The sequence below is a fragment of the Mesorhizobium sp. B3-1-6 genome (genome assembly GCF_006439555.1).
Classification (GTDB): Bacteria; Pseudomonadota; Alphaproteobacteria; order Rhizobiales; family Rhizobiaceae; genus Mesorhizobium.
On sequence record NZ_VFTM01000003.1, the window covers coordinates 176,488 to 194,191 of the forward strand.

Annotated in this window: 21 protein-coding genes; 12 read left to right on the plus strand and 9 right to left on the minus strand. The window is 64.7% G+C overall.

What is annotated here, in order from left to right; all coding sequences use genetic code 11:
- Positions 1-186: 186 nt before the first annotated feature.
- On the plus strand, positions 187-810 hold the full coding sequence (locus tag FJ414_RS05050) for a response regulator transcription factor (protein WP_246672300.1): 624 nt from the start codon (positions 187-189) through the stop codon (positions 808-810).
- A gap of 35 nt (positions 811-845) precedes the next feature.
- On the opposite strand, the gene FJ414_RS05055 is transcribed toward FJ414_RS05050, so the two are convergent.
- Positions 846-1,685, minus strand: coding sequence for an LOG family protein (locus FJ414_RS05055; protein WP_140641938.1), 840 nt, complete (start codon positions 1,683-1,685; stop codon positions 846-848).
- A gap of 144 nt (positions 1,686-1,829) precedes the next feature.
- On the opposite strand from FJ414_RS05055, the gene dapD reads away from it, so the two are divergent.
- Genes dapD through FJ414_RS05070 form a run of 3 tightly spaced genes read left to right on the plus strand, consistent with a single transcriptional unit; the run spans position 1,830 to position 3,789 of the window.
- A complete protein-coding gene (dapD, locus tag FJ414_RS05060; RefSeq protein ID WP_140641940.1) occupies positions 1,830-2,684 on the plus strand; it encodes a 2,3,4,5-tetrahydropyridine-2,6-dicarboxylate N-succinyltransferase in 855 nt (284 codons plus the stop codon).
- 24 nt (positions 2,685-2,708) lie between these two features.
- Entirely contained in the window at positions 2,709-3,080 is a 372-nt protein-coding gene (locus FJ414_RS05065) for a DUF805 domain-containing protein (RefSeq protein ID WP_140641942.1), read from the plus strand.
- A 7-nt stretch (positions 3,081-3,087) separates the two neighbouring features.
- Entirely contained in the window at positions 3,088-3,789 is a 702-nt protein-coding gene (locus tag FJ414_RS05070; RefSeq protein WP_140641944.1) for a hypothetical protein, read from the plus strand.
- On the opposite strand, the gene FJ414_RS05075 is transcribed toward FJ414_RS05070, so the two are convergent.
- The gene (locus FJ414_RS05075) at positions 3,764-4,798 is read right to left on the minus strand and encodes a 2-dehydropantoate 2-reductase (protein ID WP_246672301.1); all 1,035 of its coding nucleotides are present in this window, start codon (positions 4,796-4,798) and stop codon (positions 3,764-3,766) included. The two genes, FJ414_RS05070 and FJ414_RS05075, sit on opposite strands and share 26 nt — an antisense overlap.
- Before the next feature lie 176 nt (positions 4,799-4,974).
- Here FJ414_RS05075 and dapE point away from each other — a divergent pair, with 176 nt between their 5' ends.
- Together dapE and FJ414_RS05085 are read left to right on the plus strand one after the other, a co-directional pair.
- A complete protein-coding gene (gene dapE, locus FJ414_RS05080) occupies positions 4,975-6,174 on the plus strand; it encodes a succinyl-diaminopimelate desuccinylase (RefSeq protein WP_140641948.1) in 1,200 nt (399 codons plus the stop codon).
- Positions 6,175-6,176: 2 nt separating this feature from the next.
- Entirely contained in the window at positions 6,177-6,782 is a 606-nt protein-coding gene (locus FJ414_RS05085; protein ID WP_140642079.1) for a transporter, read from the plus strand.
- On the opposite strand, the gene truA is transcribed toward FJ414_RS05085, so the two are convergent.
- Genes truA through def form a run of 4 tightly spaced genes read right to left on the minus strand, consistent with a single transcriptional unit; the run spans position 6,779 to position 9,621 of the window.
- Complete coding sequence (gene truA, locus FJ414_RS05090; protein ID WP_140641950.1) at positions 6,779-7,570, minus strand: tRNA pseudouridine(38-40) synthase TruA; 792 nt, start codon at positions 7,568-7,570, stop codon at positions 6,779-6,781. The genes FJ414_RS05085 and truA overlap by 4 nt on opposite strands.
- 23 nt (positions 7,571-7,593) lie before the next feature.
- A complete protein-coding gene (locus tag FJ414_RS05095; RefSeq protein WP_140641953.1) occupies positions 7,594-8,100 on the minus strand; it encodes an N-acetyltransferase in 507 nt (168 codons plus the stop codon).
- Positions 8,097-9,032, minus strand: coding sequence for a methionyl-tRNA formyltransferase (gene fmt, locus FJ414_RS05100; RefSeq protein WP_140641955.1), 936 nt, complete (start codon positions 9,030-9,032; stop codon positions 8,097-8,099). Before fmt ends, FJ414_RS05095 begins: the two co-directional genes overlap by 4 nt.
- A gap of 58 nt (positions 9,033-9,090) precedes the next feature.
- Positions 9,091-9,621 (minus strand): peptide deformylase, encoded by a 531-nt coding sequence (gene def / locus FJ414_RS05105; RefSeq protein ID WP_140641957.1) that lies wholly within the window; start codon positions 9,619-9,621, stop codon positions 9,091-9,093.
- Between the two features lie 103 nt (positions 9,622-9,724).
- Between def and FJ414_RS05110 the strand changes: the two genes are divergently transcribed.
- Positions 9,725-10,978, plus strand: coding sequence for a DNA recombination protein RmuC (locus tag FJ414_RS05110; RefSeq protein WP_140641959.1), 1,254 nt, complete (start codon positions 9,725-9,727; stop codon positions 10,976-10,978).
- A 56-nt stretch (positions 10,979-11,034) separates the two neighbouring features.
- Here the strand turns inward: FJ414_RS05110 and FJ414_RS05115 are convergent, their stop codons facing one another.
- Both FJ414_RS05115 and FJ414_RS05120 read right to left on the minus strand, forming a co-directional pair.
- A complete protein-coding gene (locus tag FJ414_RS05115) occupies positions 11,035-11,439 on the minus strand; it encodes a GFA family protein (protein WP_140641961.1) in 405 nt (134 codons plus the stop codon).
- A 35-nt stretch (positions 11,440-11,474) separates the two neighbouring features.
- Positions 11,475-12,434: a cation diffusion facilitator family transporter gene (locus tag FJ414_RS05120; protein ID WP_140641963.1), complete on the minus strand. Its 960-nt coding sequence runs from the start codon at positions 12,432-12,434 to the stop codon at positions 11,475-11,477.
- A 223-nt stretch (positions 12,435-12,657) separates the two neighbouring features.
- Between FJ414_RS05120 and FJ414_RS31975 the strand changes: the two genes are divergently transcribed.
- Both FJ414_RS31975 and sugE read left to right on the plus strand, forming a co-directional pair.
- Positions 12,658-12,783, plus strand: coding sequence for a hypothetical protein (locus FJ414_RS31975; RefSeq protein ID WP_095819016.1), 126 nt, complete (start codon positions 12,658-12,660; stop codon positions 12,781-12,783).
- Positions 12,784-12,976: 193 nt separating this feature from the next.
- Positions 12,977-13,291 carry a quaternary ammonium compound efflux SMR transporter SugE gene (gene sugE / locus FJ414_RS05130; protein ID WP_140641965.1) on the plus strand — a complete coding sequence of 105 codons (315 nt, stop codon included), beginning with the start codon at positions 12,977-12,979 and terminating at the stop codon, positions 13,289-13,291.
- Between the two features lie 164 nt (positions 13,292-13,455).
- Here sugE and FJ414_RS05135 read toward each other — a convergent pair whose 3' ends face one another.
- Entirely contained in the window at positions 13,456-13,884 is a 429-nt protein-coding gene (locus FJ414_RS05135; RefSeq protein WP_140641967.1) for a DUF6481 family protein, read from the minus strand.
- Positions 13,885-14,116: 232 nt separating this feature from the next.
- Here FJ414_RS05135 and FJ414_RS05140 point away from each other — a divergent pair, with 232 nt between their 5' ends.
- The 3 genes from FJ414_RS05140 (at position 14,117) to FJ414_RS05155 (ending at position 17,704) form a co-directional block, all read left to right on the plus strand.
- Positions 14,117-15,178, plus strand: coding sequence for an LLM class flavin-dependent oxidoreductase (locus FJ414_RS05140; RefSeq protein ID WP_140641969.1), 1,062 nt, complete (start codon positions 14,117-14,119; stop codon positions 15,176-15,178).
- 443 nt (positions 15,179-15,621) lie between these two features.
- The gene (locus FJ414_RS05150; protein ID WP_140641971.1) at positions 15,622-16,791 is read left to right on the plus strand and encodes an AI-2E family transporter; all 1,170 of its coding nucleotides are present in this window, start codon (positions 15,622-15,624) and stop codon (positions 16,789-16,791) included.
- A gap of 91 nt (positions 16,792-16,882) precedes the next feature.
- Positions 16,883-17,704 (plus strand): arylamine N-acetyltransferase, encoded by an 822-nt coding sequence (locus FJ414_RS05155; RefSeq protein ID WP_140641974.1) that lies wholly within the window; start codon positions 16,883-16,885, stop codon positions 17,702-17,704.

Here is a 17,704-nt window from a genome sequence, read left to right on the forward strand (position 1 = left end):
GCGGCATCATTGGGTTAGGCGGGGGATGGCTTACCCGTTGCGGCCGTTCAGGCCTGCCAGGACAGACGGGCGTCCCGCGCCAGGCGGGGCAGTTGCCTAGACCATCAAGAACAAGAGGGCCCGCTCCAGGCGAGAGGCTCTTTCATCGACTGATGGAGGTTGAAGGTGTGCTGCAGACGGATATTTGTGGTCGATGACCACCCGATCATCCTGTCGGGGGTCGGGGCGATGATCAACAGCCAGGACGATCTGACGATCGTCGGACTGGCCGGCAATGCCGACGATGCCCTCGAGGGGATCGGCAAGTCGCTGCCCGACGTCGCGGTGGTCGACATATCGCTTCCGGGCATCAACGGGGTCACGCTGATCGAACGGCTTGGCGAACGCTTTCCCGAGGTCAGCTGCATAGCGCTGACGGCGCATGAGGACCCGGGCTGCCTGCGTCAGGTGCTGGCGGCGGGCGGGCGCGGCTTCGTGGTCAAGCGGTCGACCGCGACGGACCTGCTGCAGGCCATCCGATGCGTGTTGGCCGGCGACAACTATGTCGATCCGGCGCTTGCGGCGCGCATATTGAGCCCACGCGGCGGCGCGCAGGGCGATCCGGGCAATCTCAGCGAACGGGAGCGGTCGGTCATCCAGTTGGTGGCGCTCGGTTACAGCAACAAGGAAATCTCGTCGCGGCTCAGCCTCAGCATAAAGACGATCGAAACCTATCGCACCAGGGCAACCGACAAGCTCGAACTTCACTCCCGCGCCGCCATCGTGCGCTTCGCGCACTCGAATGGCTGGCTGATCGAACTGCCGGTGTAGGCGAACCGGCAGGTTGCGCTTCCGGGGCTCCGCTTTCAGAGCTTGTAGAAGCGGCGGATGATGTCCCAGGCTTCGTCGGCCGTGTCGACGAAATCGATGATGTCCTGATCGCCGGGCGAGATCGTGCCCTGCTCGGCGAGGAAGTCGAGATCGATCGCCCTTTGCCAGAACGCCTTGCCGAACAGGATGACCGGGACGCGCTCCATGCGTCCCGTCTGGATGAGCGTCAGCGTCTCGAAGAACTCGTCCATCGTGCCGAAGCCGCCCGGAAACACCGCGACCGCCTTGGCGCGCATGACGAAATGCATCTTGCGGATGGCGAAGTAGTGGAAGTTGAAGCAGAGCTCCGGCGTGACATAGGCGTTGGGCGCCTGCTCGTGCGGCAAAACGATGTTCAAGCCGATCGACGGCGCGCCGACATCATCGGCGCCGCGGTTGCCGGCCTCCATGACGCCAGGCCCGCCACCGGTCACCACGACATATTCACGATAATAGGAGGTGGCCGACTGCTGCGAGCACAGGCGGGCGAATTTGCGCGCTTCCTCGTAATATTTGCTGTTCGCCTCGAGGTTCTTCTTCTGCGTCTCGTTCTTCGCCGCCCAGGCCTCGCCGCCCGGTTCGGGCAGGCGGGCGCCGCCGAACAGGATGACGGTCGAGCGAATGCCGCGTTCGGCCAGGATCATTTCCGGCTTGAGCAGCTCAAGCTGCAGCCGTACGGCGCGCAATTCGCGACGCGTCATGAACTCGGGATCGTTCCAGGCCAGCCGGTAGGTCTCGGCACGTGTCTGCGGGGTATCCGGCACGCCTTTCGAGCGTTCCAGATCCTCGTCCGAATGCGGCAGCGGCGTCCATCCCGCCTTTTCCATGGGAGTCATCGAATCCACCCGTCCAATTCCCTTACTTGCGCCGTCCCGTGACGCTGGCGCGATTGACCCCCATTGAGCCTTAACATAGGGTCCGCGCGACTTTTAAACAGGTTAAGGCGCAGCCCCTTAACAGCTTGGTAATGGAGCGAAATCATGTCGAAGCCCGATCTGGCGAGCCTCGAAAAGACCATCGAAAAGGCCTTCGAGGAGCGCGACACGATTTCGACCGCGACGCGCGGCGAGACGCGCGACGCCATCCAGACGGCGCTCGACCTGCTCGATCGCGGCGTCGCCCGCGTCGCCGAGCGGCGGGACGACGGCAAGTGGCACGTCAATCAATGGCTGAAGAAGGCGGTGCTGCTCTCCTTCCGGCTGAACCCGATGGAAATCATCAAGGGCGGTCCCGGCCAGGCCGTGTGGTGGGACAAGGTGCCATCCAAGTTCGACGGCTGGAGCGAAGTCGACTTCGAGAAGGCCGGCTTCCGCGCCGTGCCGTCTTCGATCGTGCGCCGCTCGGCCTATGTCGCGCCGGGCGCGGTGCTGATGCCGTCCTTCGTCAATGTCGGCGCCTATGTCGATTCGGGCACCATGGTCGACACCTGGGCCTCGGTCGGCTCCTGCGCCCAGATCGGCAAGAACGTGCATCTTTCCGGCGGCGTCGGCATCGGCGGCGTGCTGGAGCCGATGCAGGCCGGCCCGACCATCATCGAGGACAATTGCTTCATCGGCGCGCGCTCCGAAGTGGTCGAAGGCTGTATCGTGCGCGAAGGCTCGGTGCTCGGCATGGGCGTGTTCATCGGCCAGTCGACCAAGATCGTCGACCGCGCCACCGGCGAGATCTTTTACGGCGAAGTGCCGCCGAATTCGGTGGTGGTCGCCGGATCGTTGCCGGGCAAGCCGCTGCCCAATGGCGAGCCAGGTCCGAGTCTCTACTGCGCCGTCATCGTCAAGCGCGTCGACGCCAAGACCCGTTCCAAGACCTCGATCAACGAATTGCTGCGCGACTGATCCTCCACCACGGAGCGGACGCTAGTGTCTGAAAGATCGCAATTCCTCTGGCTGTTCTTCAGCCTTTCGGGGCGGCTGAGCCCGGTCGCCTATGCGCTGGCCGGGATTTTGCTGGTGCTTGTCCAGTTTTTCCCGTTCTACCAGTTCGCGCGGGTGGAGCTGAACACAAGCGCCAGCCAGAACTGGGCCATGATATGCTGGGGCGTGCTACTGATCTCGGCCTGGGCCACGTTCGCGGTGACGGCGAAGCGCTTCCATGATTTCGGCAAGCCGACCTATTTTGCGCTGATCTCGCTGATCATCGGTCCCATCCTGCTCATCATCCTTGCCTGTTTCCGCAGCGATCCCGGACCGAACCGCTACGGCAGGCGCACCAACGCGCCGGGCGATAGCTGAAGTCGCCATGCGCTACCGCACGCTCGATCCGACGCGGATCATCGAGACCGCCCAAAGGCTGGAGGAGCGTGTCGCCGAGCGGTTCCCGGAAAGGGGCCTGCGCGCCGTCGCCGCCGAACTGGTGTCGCTGTCGCGGGACCTCGCCAAGGCCGCCAAGCAGCTGGAAGCGCCGATCTGGTGGCTGCGCGGTGTCATCGTCGCGGCCTTCATTGCCGGCGTGGCGATGTTCCTGTTCGTCGGCACCATCCTGCCGCTCGACCGCATTTCGGGCGCCGACGATGCCGTGCAGTCGATGCAGGGCATCGAGGCGACGATCAACACCGTGATCCTGGCGGTGCTCGGCCTGCTGGCGCTGATCCGCGCCGAGGAGCGGATCAAGCGCAAGAAAGTGTTCCGGCAGCTGCACGGGCTGCGCTCGCTGATCCATGTCATCGACATGCACCAGTTGACCAAGGATCCGGCGACGCTGTCGGCCGACTTCAAGCCGACCTCGCACTCGCCCGCTCGCATCACCAACCCCGCCGACCTGGCGCGCTATCTCGACTATTGCTCGGAGATGCTGTCGATCACCGGCAAGATCGCGGCGCTGTTCGCGCAGTCGGTCAACGACGATGTCGTCGTCAACGCGGTCAACGACATCGAGAACCTGTCCTCCAACCTGTCGCGCAAGATCTGGCAGAAGATCACGCTGATCGAGGACCGCCGCTGACCACTTCCGGCCTAAGACCAGGCGGACCGCACTTTACCGCTTCCGCCTGACGCACCAGCGCGGTGACGCGTTCGTTGACCGGCGTCGGGGCGCCCGTTCGCCTGGCTAGGCGAATGACCGCGCCCTGCAACTCGTCGATCTCGGTCGGGCGGCCGCGTTTGAGGTCATCCCACATCGACGAGCGCGCCCGAGGGTCGATCGCCAGCATGCGGCGCGCCAGAAGCCCGAACAGCCAGTCGGGCAACCGCAGCACTTTCGGCAGCAGCGCCGGCGGCAGGCCGGTGATGCGCGCCGGGGCTATGCCCGCCGCCCTCATAGCGGCGAGCGCCTCGTCGATCTCGGCGGCGAGGATGACGCGCCAGCTTCGGTCGGCCAGTTGCCTCGCCAGCGGCAGGTCGGAGAGCGCCACCAGGGCATTGTTGAGGTTCATCAGCAATTTGCTCCATTGCACCGCCTTCATGTCGGCGCGCGCTTCGACGGCAAGCCCGTCGACGTCGAGCAGACCGGCAAGGCCATCGACGCCATCGTCGATCATCACCTCGCCCTGGCTGGCGCGATGCGCACGCAACGGCGTCTCGCCGTCGGGCGACTGGACGACGTTGAACATGACCATGCCAGTCAGCACCCGCCGTCCAGGGAGCGCGGCGCGCAACCTGTCCGCATTGTCGACGCCGTTCTGCAGGCTGACCACCACGGCATCCGGGCGCCCGTGGGCGGCGATCAGCCCGGCCATCTCCGCGGTTGCGCCGCTCTTCACCGTCACCAGGATGACGTCCGCATCGGGGAGTGCTTCCGCCGGATCGTCCGTGGCCGAACTCGCTCGCGCTTCGACGCGGCGGTCGCGGCCGTCAAGATCGCTGACGCGCAGCCCGCTTTCGCGCATGGCCTCGACGACGCCGCCGCGGCCGAGGAAGACGACTTTGCGTCCGGCGAGCGCCAGGCAGCCGCCGACATAGCAGCCGATGCTGCCGGCGCCGGCTATCGCGATGGTGCTTGTTTCACTGGCCACGCATTCGTCCTCGCTTGGCCCGCAACTTACCATTATGCATGTCGTTTTCCCGGAAACGCTGCCCACACTTCCGGGCGACATGCATTTATACGCCACGAAAACCATATTGTCGGCGGCATGACCGGCGATGATCTGCCATCGTGACACGACAAACGCTTTCGACTATCGCTTTGCCCATGACATTGCCGACCGATCCCGCCGCGAATCTTGCCGCCCTGATCCGTTGCCCTTCCGTGACGCCCGCCGAAGGCGGGGCGCTTGCCGCGCTGGAGGGTATGCTGAAGCCGCTCGGCTTCTCGGTCGAGCGACCGGTCTTCTCGGAAGACGGCACGCCGGACATCGAAAACCTCTATGCGCGGCGCTCGGGCAACGGCCCGCATCTGATGTTTGCCGGCCATACCGATGTGGTTCCGGTGGGCGACGAGGCGGCCTGGACGCATCCGCCCTTCGCCGCCGAAATCGCCAATGGCGAGATGTATGGCCGCGGCGCCGTCGACATGAAAGGCGGCATCGCCTGCTTCATCGCGGCGGTGGCGCGCCATGTCGCGAAGAATGGCGGGCCGAAAGGCTCGGTGTCGCTGCTGATCACCGGCGACGAGGAAGGACCGGCCATCAACGGCACGACGAAGCTGCTCGACTGGGCGGCGGCCAAGGGCGAGAAATGGGACGCCTCGATCGTCGGCGAACCGACCAATCCGGATGCGCTCGGCGACATGATCAAGATCGGCCGGCGCGGTTCGCTGTCGGGCAGCGTGACCGTCAATGGACGCCAGGGCCATGCCGCCTATCCGCAGCTTGCCGACAACCCGGTGCGCGGGCTCATCAGCCTGGTCGACGCGCTGCTCCATCCGGTGTTCGACAAGGGAACCAAGGATTTCCAGCCGACCAACCTCGAAGTGACATCGATCGATGTCGGCAATCCGGCGACCAACGTCATCCCAGCCAAGGCGACGGCCATTTTCAACATCCGCTTCAACGACACCTGGGATGCGGAGACCGTCCAGGCCGATATCCACAACCGGCTCGACCAGGCCGCCGGGCGCAAGAAATACCGGCCGGGCAAGAAGGCGCCGGTCGAGTACGAGCTTGTCTGGCGCGATCGGCCGAGCCATGTCTTCCTCACGCGTGACGAAAAGCTGATCGATACGCTGGGCAGCTCGGTCAAGGCGGTGGTCGGCAAGACGCCGGCGCTCTCCACCTCCGGCGGTACGTCGGACGCGCGCTTCATCAAGGATTATTGCCCGGTGGTCGAGTTCGGCCTGGTCGGCAAGACCATGCATATGGTGGACGAGCGCGTCGCGCTTGCCGACCTCGAGACGCTGACGCAAATCTACGAACGCTTCATCGAAGACTGGTTCGGACAAGGCCTTTCGTGACCATGCTTTCGGCGGACGAAACCTATGCTTCGCTGGCCGGCGCCTGGCGGCTGATGTTCGGCAAGGCCGACGGCCTGCGCCTGCTCGACCTTTCGGCCGACGGTTTCTGGAATTCCTTCTTCGCCATTGTCGTGGCGGCGCCGGCGCTGATCGTCGGCTGGGTCGGGATAGCCAATGAGATCGGCGATCCGGACGCCTTCGCCGGACGCCTCGGCATGCTGATACGGCTGGCGACCGTCGATATCGGCTCCTGGGTGCTGCCGCTGGTGGCGCTCGCGCTGGTCGCGCCGCGCGCCGGCATCGGCGGCCGCTTCGTCCACTATGTCGTCGCTTCCAACTGGACGTCGGCGATCATCGCCTGGCTGATGCTGCCCTCGGCGCTGCTCAGGCTCTTCCTGCCTTCGACCAGCGACGTCAACAGCCTCGTGTCGCTGTTCCTGTTCGCGCTCTCGATGGTGCTGACATGGCGCATGACCAATGCATCGATCGGCAGGGGCGCCGCCGTGGGCACCACCGTGTTCGTCGGCATGTTCATTGCCTCGCTGCTCGTCCTGTTCGGCTTGCAGGCACTGCTCGGCATCGACATACCGGACGGCACGACGGGTTAGGTCACCCTATCCTCGGCTGCGGCGTTTGGCTCTTGGGTTGCCGCCGCATAATCCACCCCGACAAGAAACAGTCCATCCGGCGGCGCAACCTGGCCGCAGGCGGCGCGGTCGCGTGCTTCGAGCGCCGCCTTGAGATCGGCGGCGCCCCAGGAGCCGTCGCCGACGCGCTTCAGCGAGCCGACCATCGAGCGAACCTGGTTGTGCAGAAAAGAGCGGGCCGAGCTGCGCACCTCGATGAAGTCGCCATCGCGGCTGACGTCGAGGCGGTCAAGCGTGCGGACCGGGCTTTCGGCCTGGCACTGGGTGGAGCGGAAGGTGGTGAAATCGTGCCGGCCGAGGAGCACCTTGGCAGCCTCATGCATGGCCTCGGCGTCGAGGCGCTTCGGCACCCACCAGATCTTGCCCTTTTCCAGCGCCGCCGGCGCCCGGCGATTGAGGATGCGATAGAGATAGTGGCGGCCGGTGGCGGAAAAGCGCGCGTCGAAACCGTCGGCGACGACGGCCGCTTTCAGGACGGCGACGCGCGCGCCGGCCGCCTGCAGATGGGCGTTCACCGCATCGCGCACCTTGTCGCCCGGCCACGCTTTGGCCAGGTCGACATGCGCCACCTGGGCAGTGGCGTGCACGCCGGCGTCGGTGCGGCCGGCGGCACGTATTCTTACGGCCTCGCCGCAGAACTTTTCGATCGCCTGCTCGATCGCCTGCTGCACGGAGGGCTGGTCGGCCTGATGCTGCCAGCCCGCGAACCGGCTGCCGTCATATTCGATATCGAGCCGAAAACGCGGCATGCCAGCTGTGCTTTCGCCTTAACCTAGGCGGCTAAAGCGGTGAAGGCTGAAGCGTAGACCAGCTTGCCGGTCTCGGGCGAGTCGCCCCAGGCCAGCGCCTGCAGCGCCTCGCCCTGGTACTCGCTTTCGAACTTTCCGGCGCGGGCGTGGGTGTAGCCGAAGCGGCCGTAATAGACCGGATCGCCCAAAACCACGGCCAGCGTCTCGCCGGCTTCCTTGAGCCGCACATGCGCCTCGCGGATCAGCGCGCCGCCGATGCCGGTGCCGTGGAAGGAGGGCTCGACCGCCAGCGGCGCCAGCGCGACAGCGGCGAACTGCTTGGCGCCGTTCTGCACGAAAAGCCGCGAGAAAAGAATATGGCCGACGACCTGGCCGTCTTCCTCGGCAACCAGTTCGACGACGGCATCGCCGCCAGTGACAATCGCGTCGACCAGGCCGGCTTCCGCCTGCTGGCCAAAGGCATGTTCTTCGACGAGGCGGATCGCCTCGCGATCCCGCGGCGTCGCCGCGCGTATCGACATCATGCTCATGTGAGTTTCGTTCCTTTTTCGATCTTGGCTCCGCGCAAAAACTCCTGCGCGGCGGCAGGCCTTCCGCCCGCCCGTTGAACTTCGACCAGCCTGACCGCGCCCGACCCGCAGGCGACCGTCAGCCGGTCATCGAGAATTCCTCCCGACTCGCCGACGCCATCCGAGAGCGTCGAGCGAAGCAGTTTCAGCCGCTCCATGCGGCCGCCAATTTCGACCTCGCACCACGCGCCCGGAAAGGGCGAGAGGCCGCGAATGTGATTGTGGACTTCGCCAGAAGGCCGCGTCCAGTCTACGCGTGTCTCCGATTTATCGATCTTTCGGGCGTAGGTCACCCCTGCCGTCGCCTGTTGGGCAAATGTCAGACAATTTATCCCCAACTGGGCGAGCGCCTCAACCATCAGCGAAGCGCCCTGAACCATCAGGAGGTCGTGCAATTCGCCGGCCGTCATATCGGGTGCGATGGCGACTTTTTCAACCATTGCCACCGGCCCGGTGTCCAAACCTTCTTCCATGCGCATGATCATCATGCCGGTCTCCGCATCGCCGGCCATGATCGCGCGCTGGATGGGAGCAGCACCACGCCAGCGTGGCAAAAGCGAGGCGTGGCCGTTCAGACAGCCTAGCCTCGGCGTGTCCAAAACGGCTTTCGGCAACAGCAAACCGTAGGCGACGACGACCGCGAGATCGGCCCGCAAGGCGGCGAAGGCCTGCTGCTCGGCCTCGCCTTTCAGCGATGTCGGCGTGCGCATTTCGAGCCCCAGCCGCTCGGCCTCGCGCTGCACCGGCGAGGGCGTCAGCTCCAGCCCGCGCCGGCCGGCGGCACGCGGCGGCTGCGTGTAGACGGCCGCGATCTGGTGGCCGGCCTCGACGATGGCGCGCAAGGTCGGCACGGAAAAATCCGGCGTGCCCATGAAGATGACGCGAAGCGGCATGACGTCCTGCGATCCTGTTTCATGGCAGCTCCAGGTGCTCGCGCGGTCCAGACCGCCCCTAGCCCACCATCTTGCCCGGCACCTTGTCCTTGGCGAGCTTCTTGAACTTCCGCACCACCATGTCGCGCTTCAGCTTCGAGATGTGGTCGATGAACAGCACACCGTTGAGATGGTCGATCTCGTGCTGCAGGCAGGTGGCCATCAGGCCTTCCGCCTGCATCTCCTGCAGCTTGCCGTCGCGGTCGAGATACTTCACCCGCACCGAAGCCGGGCGCTCGACCTCGGCATAATAGTCTGGGATCGACAGGCAGCCCTCCTCATAGACGGAACGCTGGTCGGAACTTTCGAGCACTTCCGGATTGATGAAGACATGCGGCTCCGGCGGCTCGCCTTCCTTGGCGAGGTCGATGACCAGCAGCCGCCGCGGCTCGCCGACCTGGATCGCCGCAAGGCCGATGCCCGGCGCGTCATACATGGTGTCGAGCATGTCGTCGGCCAACTTGCGCAAATCGGCATCGACGCGCTCGACCGACTCGGAAACCTGGCGCAGCACAGGATCGGGAAGGATGATGAGAGGCTTGATCGACATGGCGTCTCACCTAAGACCTCGCTTGAAAAGCGTCAACCGGGGCATCTTTGGCTTGTTCACGTTTTGATCTGTGCCAGGAGGCCGAATCGGTTATGCTGGCCAAATGAACGACATGACCTCCATGCTTTCCGAGCCCATCGCGCGGCTTGGCGCCACGACCATCACGTTTGGCCAGGCGCTGGCTTTCGGCGCAGTCCTTCTGCTTGCGCTGTTCGTGGCGCTCGTGGTCGCCCTGTGGCGCGCGGCCGGGGCGCGCGCGATGGCGGCCGCCGAAGCCGCCGACCATGCCCGCGATGCCGAGGCGAGAATGGCCGACATTATGCAGGCGCAAGCCGAGATGCAGGGGCGCATGGGCGCGATCGCCGAAGTTTTTGGGGCGAGGCAGGCCGAGCTCACCCAGTCGCTCGGACAACGGCTCGACGCCATGACCGGGCGTCTCGGCCAGACCATGGCCGAGCAGACCAAGTCGACGCATGAGAGCCTGGCCAAGCTGCAGGAGCGGCTGGCGGTGATCGACACCGCGCAAGGCAACATCCAGTCCTTGGCCGGCCAGGTCGTGCAGTTGCAGGCGATCCTCTCCAACAAGCAGACGCGCGGCGCCTTCGGCCAGTCGCGCATGGAGGCGATCGTCGCCGATGGCCTGCCGCACGGCGCCTACGAGTTCCAGGCCAGTCTGAGCAATGGCAGCCGGCCCGATTGCCTGGTGCGGATGCCGAACGGCGCGCCGATGCTGGCCGTCGATGCCAAGTTCCCGCTCGAAGCCTGGAACGCCATCCGGGCCGCCGAGGGCGCCGACATGCAGAAGGCGGCGGCGCAGGCTTTTCGGCGCGACATCGAGATACATATCCGCGATATCGCCGAAAAATATCTGATCCAGGGCGAGACGCAGGACACCGCCTTCATGTTCGTGCCGTCGGAATCGGTATTCGCCGAGATCCACGAGAATTTCGAGGCGGTGGTGCAGAAGGCGCACCGCGCCCGCGTCGTCATCGTCTCGCCCTCGCTGCTGATGCTGTCGATCCAGGTCATCCAGTCGATCCTGAAGGACGCCCGCATGCGCGAGCAGGCGCATCTGATCCAGGGCGAGGTCATCCGGCTGATGGAGGATGTGGCGCGGGTCGACGAGCGGGTGCGCCGGCTGCAGACGCATTTCGGCCAGGCGACCAAGGACATCGACGACATCCTGGTCTCGACGTCGAAAGTGACCAAGCGCGGCCAGAAGATCGAGGCGCTGGAGTTTGCCGAGGGCGAGGCCGAGCCGCCGCGCAATGGGCCGGCCAAGGTCGAGGCCGGGGCGCGCGTGGCTGATTCCAAGACCGGCCAACTCAGGCTGCGAGTCGTCGAGGGAGACGAGTAGTCGCGGAAGATTCGGCCAATCGCCAAGGCTCGCGCCGGCGGGCCGATCCGATAGCGCTATTGCTCTTCCGTCGTCGCCATGCCCTCGAATTCCGGAAGCCAGCGCAGGGCCGACCGGTGCCATTTCTGCTGTCTGGGAACCAAGTCCTGACGCTGCCGCGCGGTCCCGACCCTGATCCCATAAACCTTCGGACCATCGCCGACCGACGTTGCATAAAGATGCGAGCCGCAGTCGGCACAAAAAGCCTGGGCGCGCCTGGCGCCGCTTGCCACGACCTTGATGTAGATCTTCGGCGCGCCCCTGGTGATCCGGTAGTCGCTTTCCGGCGCCGGAACGGTGACCCGAAAGGCCGTGCCGGTCAGCTGCTGGCAGTCGGTGCAGTGGCAGATCGAGGTCTTTTGCGGATCGACCTCCGCCTCATAGGCGATCGCGCCGCAATGACATCCGCCGTCGATCTTCATCAGCTTTCCTCCTCACGAAGTCCGTTGCGTTGAACCTAACTCTCGTCCGAAGCCTCGGCGATGGCCTCGCGCCGCTGCTCCCATGTGCCAGTCGTTTGCGGCTTGACGAAGAGCCTGGATATCTGCGGCATTTCCTGCTTCAGCCTCGCCTCCAGGCGCTCGACGCAGGCCTCGATCTCGGGCGCGGTGAGATGATCCTCGAATTCGATGCTCAAACCCGCGACGATTTCCTCCGGCCCGATATGGACGCTCAGGATTCCGTTCGCCCGCTGGACCGCCGGATCCTCCTGGACGATCGCCAGCACCTTCTTCTGCACTTCGGACGAGGCAGGTTCACCGAGCAGCAGGCCCTTGCTCTCGCGCGCCAGGAAGATAGCCGTGGCGCCCAGGATGATGGCGATGCCGATCGAGCCGACGCCGTCGAGCTCGGGGATTTCCAGAAGTTCGGCGGACAGGATGCCGGCGAAGGCGACGATAAGGCCAAGCAGCGCGGCGCTGTCCTCGAACAGCACCGTGTAGACGCTCGGATCCTTGCTCGATTGCACAGCCTGCAACCAGCCTTGCTTACCCTTCTGCTGCCGGAACTCCTTCAGCGCCACCAGCCATGAGCTGCCCTCGAAGACGAAGGAGAGGGCAAGCACGATGTAGTTGACCTTGGCATTGACGACCGGTTCGGGCGCCATGATGTGGATGACGCCCTCATAGAAGGAAACGCCGGCGCCGAGCGCGAACACCAGAAGCGCCACGATGAAGCTCCAGAAATAGAGCTCGCGTCCGTGGCCGAGCGGGTGGGTACGGTCGGGCGGCCGCGCGGCGCGGTGCATGCCGTAGAGCAGGAGCCCGCCATTGCCAGTGTCGACCAGCGAATGCACGCCTTCCGACAGCATGGAGGACGAACCGGTGAAGAACGCCGCCGCGAATTTGGTCAGCGCGATCGCCAAATTGCCGGCGAGCGCGGCATAGATCACTCGTCTTGACCCGCTATGTCCTGCCATTCGATCTCCCGGCGCGCCCGAGCATTGATGCCCGCCCAGGCGAAACTCCACAGACAATGCGCCAGGCAGTCCGAAGTTCAAGCCACCATAGCGCGCTCGAGCCAGCATGGCGTCGGGAAACCGGTTGACATCCGGCTGGACGGCTTCGCAAGCGAGGCGGGGCCTCTTGCGGTCCGGCATTTCTCTTGTTTCACTTGCACGTCCACAATCGGAGGAGCGAATCATGGCTAAAGGTGCGATGAAGGCGGGCAAGGAAGCCCGCAAGCCGAAGAAGGACGCCAAGAAGCCCGCTGCGGCCCCGGCTCCGAAGGCGCCGCCGGTCAAGGCGATGCGCATAAAGGAAAAGTAAGCGGCCGAAATTCGGTCGATCCGGCTCAATGCAGACTTTGAACCGGCGGCATGACAGTGCTGCCGGTGTTTTGTTGATCGGGAAACAGGCCACCCCATATCAAGGGCGAGGACGACCTCGCTTCCCCGAAAACCGGCCGGGACGACCCGCCACCAGGCATCTCAAGCGATGCCGGAATGACGGAGTGTCTTCGATGTCCTGGATTCTTCTTTTCTTCGCCGGCCTGTTCGAGATCGGCTGGGCGATCGGCCTCAAATATACCGACGGCTTCTCGAAGCCGCTGCCGACCCTTCTCACCATTCCCTCGATGATCGTCAGCCTCGGCCTGCTCGGGCTGGCGCTGAAGACCCTGCCCGTCGGCACGGCCTACGCGGTGTGGACCGGCATCGGCACCGTCGGCACGGCGCTGCTCGGCATCTGGCTGCTCGGCGAGCCCGCGACGATTGTCCGGCTCGCCTGTATCGGCCTGATCGTCTGCGGCATCGTCGGGCTGAAACTGGTCGCCTAAAAGCGCGTCGCGTCGAAACGGATTCACGCGACGCGCGTTGCTTGATACATGTCGTTGTCGCAAAACCGAGGTTACTTTGCGCGACATGCATTAGCCCGTTATCCGCAGCACAAACGCGTTCAGGGCCGCTTTCAGCGACCCTGAACCATTTTCCTGGAATTGCTTTAGCGGGCGGAGAAGCCCGGAGGCGTGCGGCCGACGCGTGCCTTGCGAGCGGCGTAGCGTGCGTCACGCTTGGCCTTGCGCGCGGCCTCATCGGCGAGTTCGAAAGCGATGCGCTCGGAGTCCTCGGCCTCGCGGCGCTTGGCCTCTTCGGCCGCCGCTGCTTCCGCCGCAAGACGCGCCGCTTCAGCAATCGCCTCGCGCTCGGCCTTCTGCGCCGCTTCGCGCGCCAGCTTTTCCTGCTTCAGCCTTGCCTTTTCCGCCTCGCGGATGGCGCGGGCCTCAAGGATAGCCTTGCGTTCGGCCTGGCGAGCCAGCACTGTCGGATCATCCGCCGCCGGTTTTGCCTTGAAGCGCTCGAGCAGCGCCTTCTTTGCCTCGTTCGCGGCATTGCGCCGCTCGAAAATGTCTTTTTCCCTGTAGATAGCCAAGTGCACTTCCCTGCAGTCTATTCGCGACGCTTACATACGCGTGAAAGCGGCAAGTTCAAGCGCCAAAACGGTATACCAGCCATGAAAAATCCGGGCTTGTTGCCGAAGGGATACGGCTCGGCAGCGCGCGATGCACTGTTCACAGATCGCACCTCTGGCGGGCAGAACGGTAGATGGCTACCTCTAGTGCCGACAAGCAACACCCATATGAACACCTCAGGATAAAAACCAGATGGAACTCGGTCTCTACACTTTCGCCGATGTCAACCCGGAGCCGGGTGTCGGCGCGATCGGCCCGCATGAGCGGCTGCGCAACCTCATCGAGGAAATCGAGCTGGCCGACCAGGTCGGCCTCGACGTGTTCGGCCTCGGCGAGCATCACCGCCCCGACTATGCCGCCTCGGCTCCGGTCGTGGCGCTGGCCGCGGCGGCCGAGCGCACGAAGCGCATCCGCCTGACCAGCGCGGTCACGGTGCTTTCCTCCGACGATCCGGTGCGCGTCTTCCAGCAATTCGCGACGCTCGACCTTCTGTCCGGCGGCCGCGCCGAGATCATGGCCGGGCGCGGCTCCTTCATCGAATCCTTCCCGCTGTTCGGCTACAATCTCGAGGACTATGACGAGCTCTTCGCCGAGAAGCTCGACCTGTTGCTCGCCATCCGCGACCAGGTGACAGTGACGTGGCAGGGCAAGCTGCGCGCGCCGATCAACGGCCGCGGCGTCTATCCGCGACCGTTACAGGAAAAACTACCGGTCTGGATCGCCATCGGCGGCACGCCGCAATCCGCCGCCCGCGCCGGCGTGCTCGGCCTGCCGCTGGCCCTGGCCATCATCGGCGGCGAGCCTGCGCGTTTCGCGCCGCTGTTCGATATCTATCGCGAGGCAGCGCGGCGCGCCGGCACCGACCCGGCAACGCTTGCCACCAGCATCAACGTGCACGGCTTCATCGCCCAGACGATCGAACAGGCCGCCGACGACTTCTATGGACCGCAGGCCGAAGTAATGAACCGCATCGGCCGCGAGCGTGGCTGGGGCCCAACCTCGCGCGCCCATTTCGACCAGGCGCGCGGACCCAACGGCGCGCTCTTCGTCGGCAATCCTGAAGCTGTGGCGGAAAAGATCGTCGCCCAGCACAAGATCTTCGGCAACGACCGCTTCCTGCTGCAGATGGCGATCGGCACCATGCCGCATGCCAAGATCATGAAGGCGATCGAGCTCTACGGCACCAAGGTCGCGCCGATCGTGCGCAAGGAAACGGCCAAGGCCGCGCCCGCCATCTTGGCGCCGGTCGCCTGAGCGGCAGTCGAAGCCGGTCTCCAGATGCTAGAGCAATTCCAGGAAACGTGTGAGCGGTTTTCCGTCCGGAATTGCGTAGAAACAAAGAGATAGAGCGGTTCGCCGTTTCCGTGAAACGGTGAAGCGCGCTAGGCCTCTGGATGCCCGGCGCCGACGGCCATCACTTCGGCATGGAGCGTCTCGGTTGCCTCATCGGCCGGGAACATGCACTCGACACGCGGTTCCTGGGCGGCGACGGTTTGCGGCTCGATCTGTCGTCGCGAAAGCCTGCCCCGTATTAGGCCAGGCCGGCGCGGCGGCTCAATTACACGTCATGTAATAGCGCGACCGCATGAGCGATGCCGGGGAAAGCCGGCTCATGGAACCTTGCCCGGAACTCCCGCGTTTCGCGCAGAAGCCTGCCATGCATTCATTGTTTGGGTGACGGGCTGCAAGGGGAACCGATGAAAACCGAACCGATTGCTTCGGGCGCGAGCGTTGCCGAAAGCCCTGATCCGCGTGCCAACGCCCGGGCGGACATGCGCTTGACGCGGTCGCTGGTGATCGGGATTTTCATTCTGCTGACGATCGCAGCGCTCTACTTCGCCCGTGACTTCTTCATGCCGGTGATCCTCGCCTTCCTGCTGGCGCTGACGCTGACGCCGATCGTGCGCTTCCTGCGCAAGCACGGCGTACCGGAGGTGGTTTCGGCGACGCTGCTGGTGCTGCTTTCCATCTTTGTTTTCGTCGTCGCGGGCTATCTGCTCAGCGGTCCGGTCATCGACCTCATCAACAACTCCTATTCGATCGGCCAGCAGCTCACCGAGCGGCTGGCACCGTTCAAGCGGCCGCTCGAACGGGTGATGGATCTCGCGCATCAGCTCGAAGCGCTGACCGAGACTTCGCAGGAGCCAGGCGTGCAGCGGGTCGCGGTGGCGCCTTCCGGCGTTCTGTCCACGGCGGCCAGCAATATCCTGGAAGCCGGCACCTCGATCACCATCGTCTTCGTGCTGTCGCTGTTCCTGCTCGCCTCGGGCACGCTGTTCTACGAGAAGATCGTGCAGTCCTTCACCAGCATGACCCAGAAGAAGCGGGCGCTGCGCGTGGTCTATGACGTCGAGCACGAAATCTCGCACTATCTGCTTACCGTTGCCCTGATCAATGCCGGCCTCGGCACGACAATCGGGCTGGGCCTCTGGGGGCTCGGCATGCCCACCCCGCTGGTGTGGGGCGCGGCGGCGGCGCTGCTCAATTTCCTGCCCTATGTCGGCGCGCTGATGACCGTCCTGCTCGTCGCCATCATCGCGTTGATCAGCTTCGACACGATCGCCTATGCGCTGCTGCCGCCGGCTTTCGTGGTGTTGTGCGATATCGTCGAAGGCCAGTTCGTGACGCCGACGGTGGTCGGCCGCCGCCTTGAGATCAACGCGGTGGCGATCTTAATCGCCATCGCCTTCTGGTCATGGCTATGGGGCTTCGTCGGCGCGCTGATGGCGGTGCCGTTGCTGGTCGTCATCAAGGTCTTCTGCGACCATTTCGAGGGCTTGAGCCATGTCGGCAACTTCCTCGCGGCGCAGCAGTCCATGGCCGTGGACGAGGAAGCGACCGAGAACAATCATAAATCCGCGCCCTGAAACCTTGGCACAATCTCAAACCTCGCACATTGTTTGCGGCACCGCCGGCGAGTGCCTATATCGGACCGGTCAAGCCGGACCTGTCCCCTGAATGAGCGACTTCGATCTCGATGGCTATTTCGCCCGCATAGGTTATGACGGGCCAACCGACGTTTCGCTCGCCACGCTGCAGGCGCTGCACGCAATCCACCCGCGGGCGATTCCGTTCGAGAACATCGACGCCTTGATGGGCGTTTCCGTCGGCCTCGACGTCGCTTCGCTGCAGGACAAGATTTTTAGCCGGGGCCGCGGCGGCTATTGCTTCGAGCACAATCTGATCTTCATGCATGCGCTTGACGCGCTGGGGTTCACGGTCAGCGGACTTGCCGCCCGCGTGCTCTGGGGCCAGCCTGATGACGCCATTACGGCGCGCAGCCATATGCTGCTGCGCATCGAGCTTGGCGGCCGTGCCTATATCGCCGATGTCGGCTTCGGCGGCCTGACGCTGACGGCGCCGTTGCTGCTGGAGCCGGGCCTCGAACAGCAGACGCCGCACGAGGCCTTCCGCGTTGTCGAAACCGGCGACCATCTGCGCCTGCAAGCAGGCATTGGCGGTGATTGGCGTACGCTCTACCGCTTCGACATGAGCCAAGCCTATGAGGTCGATTACCGGGTCGCCAGCCATTTCCTGTCGACGCATCCGAGCTCGCATTTCCTGACGACGCTGGTGGCCGCGCTCGCCTTGCCCGACCGGCGCTATGCGCTGCGCAACAACCGGCTGTCGACGCATCATGCCGGCGGCCGCAGCGAGCAGCGCGAAATCGCGATGGCCGCCGAACTCGCCGACGTGCTGGAGAACCAGCTCGCCATCGTCATTCCCGACCGCGCCGCCTTCGAGACAAGGCTGCGGGAAAAACGCATCGTGGAGACCTGA

What these genes read in the sequence shown, in the direction of transcription:
- sugE (WP_140641965.1), top strand. Translation starts at nt 12,977, where the DNA reads ATGTCCTGGATTCTTCTTTTCTTCGCCGGCCTGTTCGAGATCGGCTGG.
- fmt (WP_140641955.1), bottom strand. Translation starts at nt 9,032, where the DNA reads ATGCCGCTTCGCGTCATCTTCATGGGCACGCCGGATTTTTCCGTGCCG.
- FJ414_RS05155 (WP_140641974.1), top strand. Translation starts at nt 16,883, where the DNA reads ATGAGCGACTTCGATCTCGATGGCTATTTCGCCCGCATAGGTTATGAC.
- dapD (WP_140641940.1), top strand. Translation starts at nt 1,830, where the DNA reads ATGTCGAAGCCCGATCTGGCGAGCCTCGAAAAGACCATCGAAAAGGCC.
- dapE (WP_140641948.1), top strand. Translation starts at nt 4,975, where the DNA reads ATGACATTGCCGACCGATCCCGCCGCGAATCTTGCCGCCCTGATCCGT.
- FJ414_RS05085 (WP_140642079.1), top strand. Translation starts at nt 6,177, where the DNA reads ATGCTTTCGGCGGACGAAACCTATGCTTCGCTGGCCGGCGCCTGGCGG.
- FJ414_RS05150 (WP_140641971.1), top strand. Translation starts at nt 15,622, where the DNA reads ATGAAAACCGAACCGATTGCTTCGGGCGCGAGCGTTGCCGAAAGCCCT.
- FJ414_RS05115 (WP_140641961.1), bottom strand. Translation starts at nt 11,439, where the DNA reads ATGAAGATCGACGGCGGATGTCATTGCGGCGCGATCGCCTATGAGGCG.
- FJ414_RS05120 (WP_140641963.1), bottom strand. Translation starts at nt 12,434, where the DNA reads ATGGCAGGACATAGCGGGTCAAGACGAGTGATCTATGCCGCGCTCGCC.
- FJ414_RS05070 (WP_140641944.1), top strand. Translation starts at nt 3,088, where the DNA reads ATGCGCTACCGCACGCTCGATCCGACGCGGATCATCGAGACCGCCCAA.
- FJ414_RS05110 (WP_140641959.1), top strand. Translation starts at nt 9,725, where the DNA reads ATGAACGACATGACCTCCATGCTTTCCGAGCCCATCGCGCGGCTTGGC.
- FJ414_RS05140 (WP_140641969.1), top strand. Translation starts at nt 14,117, where the DNA reads ATGGAACTCGGTCTCTACACTTTCGCCGATGTCAACCCGGAGCCGGGT.
- truA (WP_140641950.1), bottom strand. Translation starts at nt 7,570, where the DNA reads ATGCCGCGTTTTCGGCTCGATATCGAATATGACGGCAGCCGGTTCGCG.
- def (WP_140641957.1), bottom strand. Translation starts at nt 9,621, where the DNA reads ATGTCGATCAAGCCTCTCATCATCCTTCCCGATCCTGTGCTGCGCCAG.
- FJ414_RS31975 (WP_095819016.1), top strand. Translation starts at nt 12,658, where the DNA reads ATGGCTAAAGGTGCGATGAAGGCGGGCAAGGAAGCCCGCAAGCCGAAG.
- FJ414_RS05055 (WP_140641938.1), bottom strand. Translation starts at nt 1,685, where the DNA reads ATGACTCCCATGGAAAAGGCGGGATGGACGCCGCTGCCGCATTCGGAC.
- FJ414_RS05095 (WP_140641953.1), bottom strand. Translation starts at nt 8,100, where the DNA reads ATGAGCATGATGTCGATACGCGCGGCGACGCCGCGGGATCGCGAGGCG.